Source organism: Novimethylophilus kurashikiensis (assembly GCF_003112435.1).
GTDB classification, from domain to species: domain Bacteria; phylum Pseudomonadota; class Gammaproteobacteria; order Burkholderiales; family Methylophilaceae; genus Novimethylophilus; species Novimethylophilus kurashikiensis.
Genome location: NZ_BDOQ01000019.1, coordinates 181,131 through 195,312 on the forward strand (window position 1 = coordinate 181,131; position 14,182 = coordinate 195,312).

The window sequence follows — 14,182 nt, forward strand, 5'->3', positions numbered from 1 at the left end:
GCGCTACAGACTGATCTCCTCCGGGCGATCCTACATCAGCACGATATCGAAAGTTTCCTGCCCGTACTGCGCTTCTACCTGCAATGAAATCGGTTTACCGATAAAGTCGGACAGCATCGCAAGCGCCTGCGACTCCTCATCCAGGAAGAGATCGATGACCTTCTGCGAAGCCAGGATGCGATATTCGCGAGCGTTGAACTGGCGCGACTCGCGCAGCAGTTCTCGCAGGATTTCGTAACACACCGTCTGGGCCGTCTTGAGTTCCCCGCGGCCCTGGCAGCAAGGGCAGGGCTCGCACAGGATATGCCCCAGGCTTTCGCGGGTGCGTTTTCGCGTCATTTCCACCAATCCCAGCCCGGAGAACCCGTGGATGCTGGTGCGTGCGCGGTCGCGCGTCACAGCCTTGTGCAGTTCATCCAGTACAGCAGCGCGGTGGGTTTCATCCTCCATGTCGATGAAGTCGATGATGATGATGCCGCCGAGATTTCTGAGCCGTAGCTGGCGCGCTATGGTCTGTGCGGCCTCAAGATTGGTCTTGAAAATGGTGTCGGCAAGCGTGCGGCTGCCGACAAAGCTGCCGGTATTGACGTCTACCGTGGTCAGCGCCTCGGTCTGGTCGAAAATGAGGTAGCCGCCGGATTTGAGCTCGACCTTGCGCGAGAGCGCTTTCTCGATCTCGTTCTCGATGTTATGCAAATCGTACAACGGCCGCTCGCCAGGATAATGTTCGATGCGCTCCAGCGATGCGCTTGCATAGCGCTGGGCGAAGTCCTGCATCTTCTGGAACGTCTCGCGCGAGTCTACATAAATGCGTTCGGTTTCCTCGTTGACGAAGTCGCGCAGCACTCGCATCGGCAGGCTGAGGTCCTGGTAGATGAGTGAACGGTTCTTGGCCGTGCGGCTGGTCTCCCGGATATTGGCCCAGGCCTTGTGCAGGTAATCCAGGTCGGCCAACAGTTCCGCATCGGTCGCCGTTTCGGCCATGGTACGAATGATATAGCCGCCTTCCACGCCTTCCGGCAGCAGCCTGGTCAGGCGCTCGCGCAGCGCCTCGCGTTCGGCTTCGTTTTCGATGCGTTGGGAAACCCCGATGTGTTCCTGTTCCGGCAGGTACACCAGGAAACGTCCCGCGATGCTGATCTGTGTGGTCAGCCGTGCGCCCTTGGTGCCGATGGGCTCCTTGATCACCTGCACCATCAGCGGCTGGCCTTCGTGCAGCAGTTCCTGGATTTCTTTTTCCTGGTTGTTGCCGAATTCCAGCAAGTCCGCAATGTGCAAAAAGGCTGCGCGACTCAAGCCCACTTCGACGAACGCCGACTGCATGCCCGGCAGTACCCGGCACACTTCGCCCTTGTAGATATTGCCCACCAGGCCGAGGCTGCTGGTGCGCTCGATATGCAGTTCCTGTACCACGCCTTGTTCCAGCACGGCGACGCGGGTTTCCTGCGGGGTGACGTTGATCAGTATTTCTTCGCTCATTTTTATCCCTGTGGGAGCGGCGCCTCGCCGCGACAGCTATTTTGAAATCGCGCCGAGGCGGCGCTCCTACAATACATTGAGCCCGGCCTTTTTAAGTAATTGTGCAGTCTCGTACACCGGCAACCCCATCACGCCGGTAAAGCTGCCCTCGATGCGGCGGATGAATGCGCCTGCCAGCCCCTGAATGCCGTAGCTGCCGGCTTTGTCGTGCGGTTCGCCGGTGGCGATATAAGCCGCAATTTCTTCGTCGGAGAGCGGCGCCATTTCGACCTGCGTGCTGGAAATCAAGACTTCCACTTGCCCGTTCCAAGCCAGGGCCACGCCGGTATGCACGCTGTGCCAGCGGTCCGCCATGCGACGCAGCATGGCATGGGCCTCGGCGTCGCTTTCCGGTTTGCCCAGGATTTCGCCGTCAGCGCATACCGTGGTGTCGGCTGCCAAAATCGGCATCAATGGGCGACCGTCCTGTTGCAGCCGCTGCATGCAAGCTTCGGCCTTTTCGCGTGCGAGGCGCAGCACATAGTGTTCCGGTGCTTCACCCGGCCGCACCGATTCGTCGATGTCCGAAGGCAATACTTCGAAATCCACGCCGATCTGGCGCAGTAGTTCTCCGCGCCTGGGGGAGCGCGAGGCGAGGTAGATCTTGACCGTCATGTTGGGAGCGTTATTTTCCTGGACGTTGCAGTTCGGCTTCCACGGCGTCGCGTTTGGTTTTTCCGGCGAGCAATTCGACCAGTTGCAGCGCGAAATCCATTGCTGTACCCGGCCCGCGCGAAGTGACGATGTTGCCATCCATTACTACCGGATCTGTTTCGTAACGATGCGTGCCCGGCATTTTGTCGATGACGCCGGGGAAACTGGTGGCACGTTTGCCTTCCAACAAGCCGGCCGCCTGCAAGGCCATGGGGGCGGCGCAGATGGCGGCGACGTACTTGCCTTGGGCGGCCATGCTTTTCATGAGTTGGCCGAGTCGCGCATCGTTCTTAAGGTGTTCCGAACCCGGCATGCCGCCGGGCAAGGCCACCATGTCGTAATCCTTTCGGAGTGCTTCGTCCAACGTGACATCCGGCATCAGAACAGTGCCGCGGCTGGCACGAACCGGGCCGGGCTGCAAGCCTGCTGCAATGACTTCGATACCGGCGCGGCGTAAGATGTCGATAGCCGTGACGGCTTCAATTTCTTCGCACCCAGGTGCGAGCGGAATCAATACCCTAGCCATTTTCCGCCTCCTTGTTCAGTTGGGGAGTCGATACTAACCGATTCACTTGAGGCCATCAAATGATCGACTGGAACTATTTAGTCAAGATTGGTGTGGGCTTGTTCGCCATCGTTAACGCCATCGGCACGATTCCGATTTTCATCTCCGCCACGGACGGCTGGTCGGCGGCGCATCGCGCGAAAACGGCACGTATCATTGGTATTACCGTGTTTACAGTGCTGGCGCTCTCGCTCTTCATCGGCGACAGCATGCTGGATTTCTTCGGCATCAGTATCGCTTCGTTCCAGGTGGGAGGCGGCATCCTGCTGTTATTGATGGCGATTTCGATGATGCACGCCAAGGAGAGCGAAGCGCGCCAAACGCCGGAGGAAGCCCAGGTCGCCATCGAGCACGATGCTGTGGCCATCGTTCCGCTGAGTATCCCGCTCCTGGCCGGGCCGGGTGCCATCAGCAGCATGATTATCGCCGCGGAGCATAGCGGCGGCGTGGTCGGCCATATCAGCTTGTTGATTCCGGTAGCGGTAGTGAGCGTGCTGTCGTGGCGCATCCTGCTGCTGTCGGACTTCATTGCAGAGCGCTTGGGCACGATCGGCATCAACATCGTCACACGGCTGATGGGCTTGATCCTCGCGGCAATGTCCGTGGAGTTCATGGCACGCGGATTGGCAAGCCTGTTCCCAGGCCTCGTTAACGGGTAAAATTGCACGTTTTTTGCGCAATCTCGAGTAACTCCATGGTTTGGAAACCCAATGTCACCGTTGCCGCGGTTATCGAACACGACGGCAAATTCCTGCTGGTGGAAGAAGAAACCAATGAGGGTGTGATGTTCAATCAGCCCGCCGGCCACCTGGAAGAGGGGGAAACCCTGATCGAGGCCGCCATCCGTGAAGTTCAGGAAGAAACCGCCTACCGCTTCCAGCCCGAGGCACTGCTTGGCGTGTATCACTGGAAGCATCCCAGAAAAGACATCACTTACCTGCGCTTCGCCTTTATCGGCAAAGCGGATGGACATGATCCCGCTCAATCGCTGGACGAAGGCATTCTGCGGGCGGTGTGGCTGACCCCTGACGAAATCCGGGCTTGCGCGGATCGCCATCGCAGCCCGCAAGTACTCACCTGCTTCGAACATTACTGGGCCGGCCAGCGCTTTCCGCTCTCGGTCCTGACCCACTTGTGAAATCGTATTGATTGAAATTGCACCTATGAAAAAACAGCGCGTAGTCGTCGGCATGTCGGGCGGCGTGGATTCATCGGTCACTGCCTTGCTGCTGAAAGAGCAGGGGTATGAAGTCGTCGGCCTGTTCATGAAGAACTGGGAGGACGACGACACCGACGAGTATTGCCCCGCCAAGCAGGATCTCATCGACGCCGTGGCTGTGGCCGACCGGTTGGGCATCGAGATCGAGGCGGTGAATTTCTCCAAGGAATACAAGGACAAGGTGTTCGCCAACTTCCTCGCCGAATACCAGGCCGGCAGGACGCCGAACCCGGATATTTTGTGCAATTCCGAGATCAAGTTCCGTGCATTCCTCGATCACGCCATGACCATGGGGGCCGACAAGATCGCCACCGGCCACTATGCAAGAGTTCGCGAGCGCGACGGTCTGTTCCAGCTGTTGAAGGCGGAAGACGGCAGCAAGGATCAGAGCTATTTTCTTTACCGCCTCAACCAGGAACAACTTTCCAAGACCATGTTCCCGCTGGGCGACCTCTACAAGCGCGAAGTGCGCGAATTGGCCCGCAAGGCTGGTTTGGCGACCAGTGAGAAGAAGGATTCCACCGGCATCTGCTTTATCGGCGAGCGCCCGTTCCGCGAATTCCTCAACCGCTACCTGCCCAAGACGCCGGGCGAGATGCGTACCCCGGAAGGCAAGGTGGTCGGTAAGCACGAGGGCTTGATGTATTACACCCTGGGGCAGCGCCAGGGACTGGGTATCGGCGGAGGCAAGGACGGCACCGGCGAGCCGTGGTTTGTGGCTGGCAAGGACATGCAGAACAATGTGCTCGTCGTGGTACAGGGCCACGACCATCCGCTGCTGCTCAAGGACGGCCTCAAGGCGACCGACATGCACTGGATCGCCGGGCACGATCCCAGGACGCATTGGGTCTACTGCGCCAAGACGCGTTATAGGCAGCCGGATGCGCCTTGCGAGATCGATCTGATCGATGGCAAGGAATGCGAGATCAAGTTCGCTGAACCGCAGTGGGCGGTGACGCCGGGGCAGTCGGTGGTGGTTTATGAAAGTAATGTTTGCTTGGGTGGGGGGATGATTGCCTAGGTTTGGCTAAGCGTCCGCTGGCAATGGAAATTCCCTCTCACCTTGAGGTAGAGGGTTATGGTGAAGGTTGTCGTTTCATAAAAGCCGAGAAATCGGCTTTTTTATTTGCCGGGGGTAGCCCGGCGGCTAGTTACTTTCGTTTGCTCGCCCAAACGAAAGTAACCAAAGGAAATGGCACCCCCTGCTGCGGTCCTGCGGACTGCCTTGCGCTGCTCGCCAAGCCGGGCGGCTGCGGAACTCGGGCTTTCAGCCCTCAGACAGTCCTCGCCGACAGCCCCCGGATTGGCTGTGCTGCTCAGCGCGGCAGAAGGGGATTTAGGATATGGTGGCAAGTTCGAGATGAGGACTGGTTGTTGGAACGGCTTGAGCTTGAACTGTAGGGCAGGCGGCCTCGCCTGCATTTTTCGATAGCAGATGAGGCCGCCTGCCCTACGAGGAGAGCGGACACTTTGTGTCTTTCCAAGCGCTATTTACCCTTCTCCCCAGGGCACGTCATCTTGTCCAACAGCGCGCGGTACATTGCAATACTCTTGAGTTCCTTCTGATCTTCCTGATGTTCGCCCAGGTGGTCGACGACGGCTTTCAGCACTTGGCGTCTGGAGCGTTTTTCAATGTCGCTGCAGATTTGCGGGCTGCCTTCGATTTCCTTTTTGAAGCGGTAGCCTGAGATGTAGCCGTCGATATAGCCCATGCAGAGGCCGAAGGCGAGGTCGTTGCGTTTGGCGGGGTCGGCGGCTTGTTTGCATAGGGCGTATAAGTCCTGCCCGGTTTCGAAGTTGTCGGCTGATGCTATTTGCGGCAGTAGCAGGGCGAGTAGCCAAATCCAGCGGTTCATGCGCAAGGTCCTGTCATTTGTAGCGCAGGCGGCCTCGCCTGCATTTTGGAAATATTAAATACTGCAGGCGAGGCCGCCTGCGCTAAGGCTAGGGGCTGACGTTAACCGTTACGCCGAGGGCTCGAATGCGTTCACCGTAAGCCAGCAGCGCATCTTCCGACAAAGCCGATAAGTGTTCGGCGCCGGGCTGCATGGGTTGTCGGGCGATGCCGTAGAGATGGACGCCTTGGATATCCAACGCCACCGAGCGGATGAGCTCAAGGTAAGCCATTACTTCCGTCTCGGGCGGCGCTAAACCGTCGATGGCGAACCAGCAGGTTTGCAACCATGTGGGACAGTGGGCAACGCAAGCCAATAGTCGGCGTTTCGCGCCTTCCACGTTGCCTTCGACTTGATTGATTTCCGCCATGCCGGTTGCGGTGGCACGATCCACCTTGAACCATACCTCGCCGTTCATGGTCGCCAAGCGGCCGATAGCTTCCAGTACCGATTCGCGGTGCATGAGGCTGCCGTTGGTGATCAGGCGCACTTTCAGCTTTCCCAATAAACCCAGGTCTTGCAGCACGCGCTGTACTGTTTCAATGACGGCTGGGAACTCCTCGGCGCTGGTGGGCTCTCCGTTGCCGGAAAAAGCGATGTCTTGCAGTTGGCGCATGCCTCCAGGCACATGTCGATCCAGCCAGTCTCCATGCAGCACCTGGCCGAGAAACTCGCGGAGTTCCGCTTCTAGCTGGGCGATGTCGATCTTCGGCGCAGCACCGCGGACGAGGTTGGGCACCTGGCAGTAGATGCAGGCCCAATTGCAGGCGTTGTTCGGGTTGAGGTTAATGCCGACCGATACGCCGCCAGCGCGGCGTGATACCACGGGATACACGTAGGTGTAGCCGGCAACGTCGCGGCGGTGGTCGGTGGGGGTTAGCACGGTCATGGCGTGGATTTTAAACGTCTAGCCGCAACTCCGCTGCTTAAAAGCGTGCGGCAGGTTCGGTCTAAAGGGGGAAAACGACGCGGACGATCAATCCAGAGCCGGAGGAGGGTAATGATAGCGTCAGCTCAGCATGGTGTAGTTCTGCGATCCTGCGCACGATGGAAAGGCCAAGCCCGCTGCCTTCGGCGGCATTACCGGTCACGCGGTAGAAACGCTCCAACACTCTTGAACGCTCGGCTTCGGGAATACCGGGACCTGTGTCGCGAACCTCGAGCGTGGGGTGAGGATGGTCGATTAAGGCGACGATGACTTGCCCGCCCTCCGGGGTGTAGCGAATGGCGTTGTCGAGCAGGTTGCGCAGCAGGACGGAGAGTTGCGCGGCGTTGCCCTGGATGATGCAGGGCGCGTCGTTTTCCAGCGCCAGTTCGATATGGCGAGCCTGCGCCATGGGGGCGATATCGGCCAGGCTGGACGCAGCCAGGGTATGCAGGTTAACCGGTACATGTTCTGTGGCGGCAGCGTCCGGATCGACCCGTGCCAGGGTGAGCAGTTGCTCCACCAGATGCGTGGCGCGGTCTACGCCATGAATGACGTTTTTAAGCGCGTTGGTGCGCGCTTCATCTTCTGCGGCTCGCAAGGCGACCTGAGCCTGAATTTTTAACGCGGCGAGAGGCGTCCGCAGTTCGTGCGCAGCATCCGCGGTAAAGCGGCGTTCGGTTTCAAACGCGCGTTCCAGGCGGCTGAACAGATCGTTCAAGGCAGCGGCCAGCGGAGCGACTTCGTCCGGTACGCCTTGCATAGAGAGCGGGTCGAGCCTATCGACTTCGCGGCGTGCCACTTCGGCTTTCAGGCGGCGCAGCGGCAGTAGCCCGCCACTGACTGCCGCCCAGATCGCCAGCGCCAACAAAGGAAGCGCCGCCAGACTGGGCAGGAACATGCGAAGCGCGATATGCCGGGCCAGTGCTTCACGGGCATTCATGGGTTCTCCGGCTTGAATGACCAATGTTTGGTCCGGGTCACGGTAAGTGAAGACTCGCCATGTCTCGCCTCCAATAGGTACGTTGCTGTAGCCGGGCATGGGAGCGGCCATGGCATTCAATGGGGCGATGGGCGAGCGGAGTAGCAGGTGATTGCCCTCCCAAATCTGGAAGGCGATTTTTTGTTCGTATTCATGCAGGGGCGGGGCTTCGTCGCTGCCTTGCTCGAGGCGTTCGTACAACTCGTGACCGGCGGTGCCGATCAGGATTTGCGCCGATTGCGCGAGCTGGGCGTCGAACAGTTTATCGACCTCGGCACGCGCCTCGATATGACTCAACCAGGCGGCAAAGCCCCAGGCGAGGCTGAGCGCCACGCAAAGCATGAGCATGAGGCGAAGGCGGAGGGAATTCATTTATCGATGACGTAGCCGATGCCGCGCAGAGTGCGGATGAGTTCGGTGCCGAGCTTTTTGCGCAGATGGTGAATATGCACTTCCACCGAATTGCTCTCCACTTCCTCGCCCCAGCCGTAGAGTCGCTGTTCCAGCTGCTCGCGGGATTGCACGTGGCCACTGTGTAACAGCAGCTCATGCAATAAGGCGAATTCGCGCGAGGAAAGCTCGACCGGTTGGCCGGCCTTGCTGACCTTGTGGGCGGCAGGGTCGAGTTCGACGTCGCCGTGGCGCAATACAGGCGTGGCTTGTCCGCCGCTACGCCGCAGCAAGGCACGCAGGCGGGCGGTGAGTTCGTCCAGGTCGAAGGGTTTGATGAGGTAATCGTCGGCGCCGGCATCGAGACCGCTTACACGGTCGGCGACCGTATCCCGCGCAGTGAGGATCAGCACCGGCAGCTGGCGACCGCTGGTGCGCAGCCATTTCAACACGTCGAGTCCGGAAACCTTGGGCAGGCCGAGGTCGAGCACGACCAGGCAATATTCCTCGGTTTCCAGGGCCAGCCGCGCGGCATGGCCGTCGGTAACCCAGTCCACGGCAAAGCCGGTCTCTTTCAGACCAGCCTTGATGCCGTCGCCCAGCAGGGCGTCATCTTCGACAAGCAGGATGCGCATGGCCGAATCTTAACGCGGAATGTGGATTTGCGATTCCGAAAAGTCACCTTTCTCGGCGTTTTTGTGACAGGCCGCGCAGTTGGAGGCGCTACCTACACTCTTGCGCTTGAAGGTCGAAGGCGACACTTCGTCGTGACGTGCCTGGAAATAGCGCGTTTCCGTAATGCGCAACGGTGCGGTATCGGCCGGGATTGACTGAGCGATGCGGTGCGAGCGGCGGTTGTCCTGCTTGTCGGCGCTGTTGGCGACGAGGAAGTGCAGGATATCGTCGCGCGTCGGCGCGTCCAGCGCCGCATTTTCGCCGAAATGCTTGTCCAGCCCGTTCATCAGGCTGCGCCACGAGCGCTCGGGCAATAGTCCAGGGTGGTACAGCATATGGCAGCTCGAGCATTCGGCCTTCCAGGCAGCGTTGTTCACGGCTGGCATTTGACGGCTACCGCCTTCTTCGATGCCGCCGCTGGCAAGCAGAGCACCGGCAGCGGTTATGCCGGTGGTCAGGATTAGTAATTGCATCCATTTTTTCATGATTCGGCTCCCTATTTAACGTTGACCAAAAAGCGAATGAAATCGCCCTTTTCTTGCGCGGTACAGGCACGCTCCAGTACGTCCTTGCAGTTGCGGCCGAACCATTTCTCGACTTTGTTGATATCGGTGAAGCGCTGCGGGTTGACGATGGGCGCTAGCGGCTCGATCACCTTGTTGGCGCGGGTTTTCCCCTGCTGGCGCGGGTCCGGCGTATGGCAAGTGGCGCAGCTGGTTTGTCGGCCGTTGCTCGCGTGTTCGGTCTTGAAAAAAGCGGCGCCGCGCTCTGCCGAAAAACCGGTAAACGCCGGATTCTCCTGTTTGGCCTGGGCGGCATAGCCGTCAAGCAACTCCTGTGGCGTCGCTGCTTGAACAGCCAGGCTGAAGAGGCAGCTTGTAATGGCGATGAGCTTACGCATGGTGTTCTCCTTGGCTTTGGGAATGTTGCGTTGCCTGGTACTGGTAACCGCTCACCATGGCCTGGGCGAGGGGTGCACGGTCGTGCTTTTCGTGCCAGATCAACGCCCCGAGGTGCACGACGACGAAGGCGATGAGCAAGTTGTAGATTAATTCGTGGGGTTCTTCGAAAATATCCTTCAGCCAGGGCATGTCGCCTACCCAGGCATCGAGCGGCCCCATGCTGTGCCCCACGGCGGCAAGTCCAAGTCCGGTCGCGGCCATGACAACGAGCAGGAGGTAGACCGCAAGGTAGGCGCCGCTTGCGAGCGGGTGATGACCGAAGCGGTGCTTGGTTTCCAGACTGCGTGTGCGAAAAACTTGCAGCCAGGCTTGCGGATGCCAGAAGTCGGTAAAGCGAGCGTGCTTCGGCCCGATGATCCCCCACAGAATCCGTGCCGCGATGCCGGTGACCAAGGCGTAGCCCAGGTAGATATGCAGGGTCCACAGCGTTTTTTCGCCTGGACCTTTTTCGAACAGTTCGGACAGCCAGACGGTGGCCATCAGAAACAGGATGGCGAGGCCGTTCCAGGCGTGAATGACCCGCAGGATGGGGTCGTAAACCTTGAGCCTGCGATAGGTGAGGGTTTGCATGATCGTCTCCGGTTGTTGCAATGGAGCGAACTTTAGACCCGAATTCTTAAATCACCCTTAAGCCCTAAGGATTTTCCGGGGGATGCTTCTAGCGATGCATTTCTCGCGAGGGCATGCTGATATGGAAGCCTTGTGCGTAATTGATGCCCATGTGCTTTAGCGCATCGTAGATATCCTGGTTTTCCACGAATTCGGCCACGGTTTGGATGCCGATGTCCTGGCACAGCTTGGACAGGTTGTGCACGAGGGCATAGTCGATCTTGGAATGGAGAATGTTCCGGACGAAAGTGCCGTCGATTTTAACGTACTCGAACCGCAGCTCCCGCAAATAGTGGAAGGAGTTGTAGCCGCTGCCGAAATCGTCCAGGGCGAAGGCGAACCCTTTTTCGCGCAGGTTGCTGAGGAATTTGCGCATGTTGGTCATGTCGCCGATGGCGTCGCGTTCGAGGATTTCGAACACGATGCATTCAGGGGGTATTTGCAATTCAGCGCAAAGCTGCTCGGCGTAGCCCAACACGCCCCGTCCCTGGATTTCCTGGGCGGAAAGGTTGATGAACAGCTTGGCTGGACTAACCCCGTGCTGCATGCGCTGGTGCTTGGCCGTCAAGGCGGCATTGATCATGGTGCGGTCGAGTTCGCGGCCCAGGCCGTACTTCTCGATGGCTTCGATGAATGCCCCGGCCGAGATAATGTCACCATTGGGCTCACGCAGGCGAGCCAGGGTTTCAAAGGCGAAGATGTCCCCGCTGCTGCAATCCACGATGGGGTGGTAGAAGGGGACGATGCGATTTTGTTGCAAGGCTTCGCGCAGTTTTTCGGCGTAGTCCCGTGTCGCCCGACTGACTTGTACGTGGTCGCCCAGTTTTTCCAGCGCGCTGCTGGTGTTCTTACCCAATTCCTTGGCACGATACAGCGCGAGATCGACCCCGGCCAGCAGATCCGAATCGTTCTCTGCGTCGTGCGGGAAGGTAACGATGCCGACCGACATGGTGATGTGGAAGCGTCGGCCGTCCGTTGCGCTGAAGGAAACTTTGCGCAGGGCTTCGCGGAGTGCCTCGGCCACCTTGGCGGCGCCTTCCCGTCCGGTTTCCATGAGAATGATCGCGAACTCGTCGCCGCCGATACGGGTGACGAGATCGCCCATGCGGACATGTTCCCGCAATACCTCGGCGACGCCGCGCAATGCTTCGTCGCCCGTGGGATGGCCGTAGGAGTCGTTGACGTCCTTGAAATCGTCGAGGTCGATCAGGAGCAGCGAAAACTCGTGTCCATGACGCGCCGAACGGCCAATTTCGTATTCCAGCATGGCATTGAAATGGCGCCGGTTGTAGAGGCCGGTCAACGGGTCGTGCGCCGAGTAATACTCCAGTTCGCTCAAGGTGCGCGAAAGCGCCTTGCTCGACCCCACCACCATGACCATGACGGCGAGGATGGAGCGCACGATGCTTTCTTCCTGGACGCTCAGTTTGCCGCTCGAGACATAAGCCACGCCTAACAGCCCGGCCAGCTTGGGTGTGTGATCGGGCACGGTGACGGTAATCATGCGGATATCGTTGATATCCACTTGGGGGCCGTCGTGCTTGACGATGAACTCCTCGATATCCAGCGGCGCATCGTCCGGCAAGTTGAGGTTGGCCAGCATGCGGGCGCTTAGCATGTGGCGGGCTTGCTGCTTGACCTCTTCGGAGTAGTTGCCGAGGTAATACATGAACAGCGAGAGCGTGTGCTCCTCGGCAAAGGCGATGAAAAAGAAATTGAACGGGAAAATGGCATGGAATTCGGCGAGGATGTCCTGCACGAACTCTTTCCACTGCGAAATATGCTCGTGCGACAGGATGATCTTTTCCAGCACTTTGCTCTGTCGCTCGAGCAGGTCTTTTTCCACCAGCGTCGCGGCGAGATCGGTCAGGGTCTCGTTGAACTCGCCCATCATGGCCTGTACATGGTTGCCGTCGTTGATCCATTGGCGCTGCCGCTCGTTGATCAATAAATCCATCGTATCGTTGAGACGAGTACACATTTCCATCGTGTGATGGATGCGGTCCGCCAACGCCTGGGAGTCGGCCAGGGCCATAGTGCTCTCAAGCTCGGCGACGATTTCCTGATGCGTTTCCCTGACCAGATGACTCAGGCTGTTGGCGAAAGTCTTGGTTCGGGTTTTGCTCTCGAGTAGAGCCGCCATGCGATTGATGACTCGCAGGCGGGCTTGTTCAAGGTGATGTGGCAACGAAAGAGTCATAGGTTTTGAAAGCGGCCTCCGCTTTGCATGAGGTCGATCCCGCATTGCAAGTCGCGCAGCCAGGCGAGGAAGTCATGGACTGCTGCGCCGCGATAGATGGGGCCATGCTGTGGGGCGATCATGTCGATATCGAGGTCGGCGATAGTATCCAGCCAGCATCGGATGGCTTTGTTCGAACACATGTAGCGCCGATGAAAGCCTTCGATGTAGGGCAGGTGGGCAGCAAAATCGTCGACGAAAACTTCATCCTGGTCGTTCGGCAACATGGCCGCGCCGATATCGCCGCTGAAGAGAATTCTGGATACAGGGTCGTAGATGTTGATTTGGCCTTCGGAATGAAGAAAGTGGGCCGGCACGATTTGCAAGTTGAGTCCCGCCGTGGTCTCAAGGCGCATGCCTTGATCCGGCACGCCGACGAAACGCTGCATGTCGGTCAAGCCATAGTGCGGCAAGAAGCGCAACCAGATGCGCGAAACGTAAACCGGGCATTTGCAAAGCTCCAGCCATGTCGCGAGACCGCCAACGATGTCCGGGTCCTGATGCGAGAGAAATATCCCGCGAATTTGCCCTGGGGTAATGTAGCGCAGCATTTCCGCCAGTACGCGAGGCATTACGCCGAAGCCGCCTGGATCCATCAGAAATCCGTTTCCCTCGTGGATGATGAGAAACTGGTTGGAGCGCACACCGTCTTCCTCTCCCGGCTCGCTCTCGTTCAGCAGAATGAACTTGTGATTTTCGGTGTCGAATATTTTTTGGTTGCGCATGACTTCACCTTAAGGTTGTTTTTGTTGATTTTAATCTAGATAAAGGGACATTTAAGTATTAATTTTAGGCGCGATCCGATGTGCTTTACGACGGGTATGCCACTTACAGATTCTCAGCGTTGCGCCATCATGCTGCAATGCTGAGAATCCATGTGCTTAACCGGGTGGAACCGTGTCCTTGAAAGAGGGGCGCGCCAACAGCTGATTATGCAGTCGGGCGAGATTGGGATATTGCTCTTCCCACTTGAGTTCCGGCATGCGCAGGTTGATGTAGCCCAATGCGCAGCCGACGGCGATATCAGCCAGGGTAAAGGCTTCGCCGAGGCACCATTTGCTGTCGCCCAAGTCTTGCGACATATTGCGCAGGCCGCGTTCGACCTTGGGACGCTGGCGCTCGACGATGCTGTTGTCTTGCTTCTCCGGTGCGCGGCGGCCTTCCATGACGATGGCAACCGTGGCATCGCAAACGCCATCCGCCAGGGCTTCCCAGCGCTTGACTTCGATGCGATGGGCTTGGGGAATCAGATGAGCCACGGGCGTCTTGCTATCGAGGTATTCGGCGATGACGGGAGAATCGTACAGGCCGCTGCCATCGTCCAGCACCAGGGTCGGCACCTTACCCAACGGATTGTAGGCGGGCAAAGGACTGTCAGGGTCGGCCAGGGATGCCAACATGACGATTTCGCAATCGATGCGTTTTTCGGCGAGCACGACGCGGGTTTTGCGCGCATAAGGGCTGCCAGCGGTGACGAAGAGCTTCATACGCTAGGAAACATTTCTTTACGAGGATGGCCATTATAATCCCAGAATTAGTAGACCCCGTC

The 14,182-nt window shown here is 58.6% G+C and carries 16 protein-coding genes; 3 read left to right on the plus strand and 13 right to left on the minus strand.

The annotated features are described in order from the left end of the window. Positions 1-30 precede the first annotated feature (30 nt). The 3 genes from rng to NMK_RS16090 all read right to left on the minus strand — a co-directional run bounded on the left by rng (position 31) and on the right by NMK_RS16090 (position 2,698). Complete coding sequence (gene rng / locus NMK_RS16080) at positions 31-1,479, minus strand: ribonuclease G (RefSeq protein ID WP_109016780.1); 1,449 nt, start codon at positions 1,477-1,479, stop codon at positions 31-33. 66 nt (positions 1,480-1,545) lie between these two features. Then, a complete protein-coding gene (locus tag NMK_RS16085) occupies positions 1,546-2,133 on the minus strand; it encodes a Maf family protein (RefSeq protein WP_109016781.1) in 588 nt (195 codons plus the stop codon). A 10-nt stretch (positions 2,134-2,143) separates the two neighbouring features. Continuing rightward, entirely contained in the window at positions 2,144-2,698 is a 555-nt protein-coding gene (locus NMK_RS16090; RefSeq protein WP_109016782.1) for a DJ-1 family glyoxalase III, read from the minus strand. Between the two features lie 59 nt (positions 2,699-2,757). Here NMK_RS16090 and NMK_RS16095 point away from each other — a divergent pair, with 59 nt between their 5' ends. Genes NMK_RS16095 through mnmA form a run of 3 tightly spaced genes read left to right on the plus strand, consistent with a single transcriptional unit; the run spans position 2,758 to position 4,977 of the window. Continuing rightward, positions 2,758-3,396 carry a MarC family protein gene (locus NMK_RS16095; RefSeq protein ID WP_109016783.1) on the plus strand — a complete coding sequence of 213 codons (639 nt, stop codon included), beginning with the start codon at positions 2,758-2,760 and terminating at the stop codon, positions 3,394-3,396. A 35-nt stretch (positions 3,397-3,431) separates the two neighbouring features. Beyond that, a complete protein-coding gene (locus NMK_RS16100) occupies positions 3,432-3,875 on the plus strand; it encodes an NUDIX hydrolase (protein ID WP_109016784.1) in 444 nt (147 codons plus the stop codon). 25 nt (positions 3,876-3,900) lie between these two features. After that, a complete protein-coding gene (gene mnmA, locus NMK_RS16105; protein WP_109016785.1) occupies positions 3,901-4,977 on the plus strand; it encodes a tRNA 2-thiouridine(34) synthase MnmA in 1,077 nt (358 codons plus the stop codon). 466 nt (positions 4,978-5,443) lie between these two features. On the opposite strand, the gene NMK_RS16115 is transcribed toward mnmA, so the two are convergent. The 10 genes from NMK_RS16115 to NMK_RS16160 form a co-directional block, all read right to left on the minus strand. After that, positions 5,444-5,812 (minus strand): Rap1a/Tai family immunity protein, encoded by a 369-nt coding sequence (locus NMK_RS16115; protein ID WP_109016787.1) that lies wholly within the window; start codon positions 5,810-5,812, stop codon positions 5,444-5,446. 88 nt (positions 5,813-5,900) lie between these two features. Then, positions 5,901-6,740, minus strand: a complete 840-nt coding sequence (locus NMK_RS16120; protein ID WP_109016788.1) for a radical SAM protein — start codon at positions 6,738-6,740, stop codon at positions 5,901-5,903. A 61-nt stretch (positions 6,741-6,801) separates the two neighbouring features. After that, positions 6,802-8,130 carry an ATP-binding protein gene (locus NMK_RS16125; protein ID WP_109016789.1) on the minus strand — a complete coding sequence of 443 codons (1,329 nt, stop codon included), beginning with the start codon at positions 8,128-8,130 and terminating at the stop codon, positions 6,802-6,804. Beyond that, positions 8,127-8,783 carry a response regulator gene (locus tag NMK_RS16130; protein WP_109016790.1) on the minus strand — a complete coding sequence of 219 codons (657 nt, stop codon included), beginning with the start codon at positions 8,781-8,783 and terminating at the stop codon, positions 8,127-8,129. The genes NMK_RS16125 and NMK_RS16130 overlap by 4 nt, the downstream gene beginning before the upstream one ends. A 9-nt stretch (positions 8,784-8,792) precedes the next feature. After that, a complete protein-coding gene (locus NMK_RS16135) occupies positions 8,793-9,308 on the minus strand; it encodes a diheme cytochrome c (RefSeq protein ID WP_109016791.1) in 516 nt (171 codons plus the stop codon). An 11-nt stretch (positions 9,309-9,319) separates the two neighbouring features. After that, on the minus strand, positions 9,320-9,724 hold the full coding sequence (locus NMK_RS16140; protein ID WP_109016792.1) for a DUF1924 domain-containing protein: 405 nt from the start codon (positions 9,722-9,724) through the stop codon (positions 9,320-9,322). Continuing rightward, positions 9,717-10,355 (minus strand): cytochrome b/b6 domain-containing protein, encoded by a 639-nt coding sequence (locus NMK_RS16145; protein WP_109016793.1) that lies wholly within the window; start codon positions 10,353-10,355, stop codon positions 9,717-9,719. The genes NMK_RS16140 and NMK_RS16145 overlap by 8 nt, the downstream gene beginning before the upstream one ends. A gap of 88 nt (positions 10,356-10,443) precedes the next feature. Next, complete coding sequence (locus tag NMK_RS16150; protein WP_109016794.1) at positions 10,444-12,594, minus strand: putative bifunctional diguanylate cyclase/phosphodiesterase; 2,151 nt, start codon at positions 12,592-12,594, stop codon at positions 10,444-10,446. Then, a complete protein-coding gene (locus NMK_RS16155) occupies positions 12,591-13,358 on the minus strand; it encodes an oxygen-binding di-iron domain-containing protein (RefSeq protein WP_109016795.1) in 768 nt (255 codons plus the stop codon). Before NMK_RS16155 ends, NMK_RS16150 begins: the two co-directional genes overlap by 4 nt. Before the next feature lie 156 nt (positions 13,359-13,514). Continuing rightward, positions 13,515-14,120: a glutathione S-transferase N-terminal domain-containing protein gene (locus NMK_RS16160; RefSeq protein WP_109016796.1), complete on the minus strand. Its 606-nt coding sequence runs from the start codon at positions 14,118-14,120 to the stop codon at positions 13,515-13,517. Positions 14,121-14,182 lie beyond the last annotated feature (62 nt).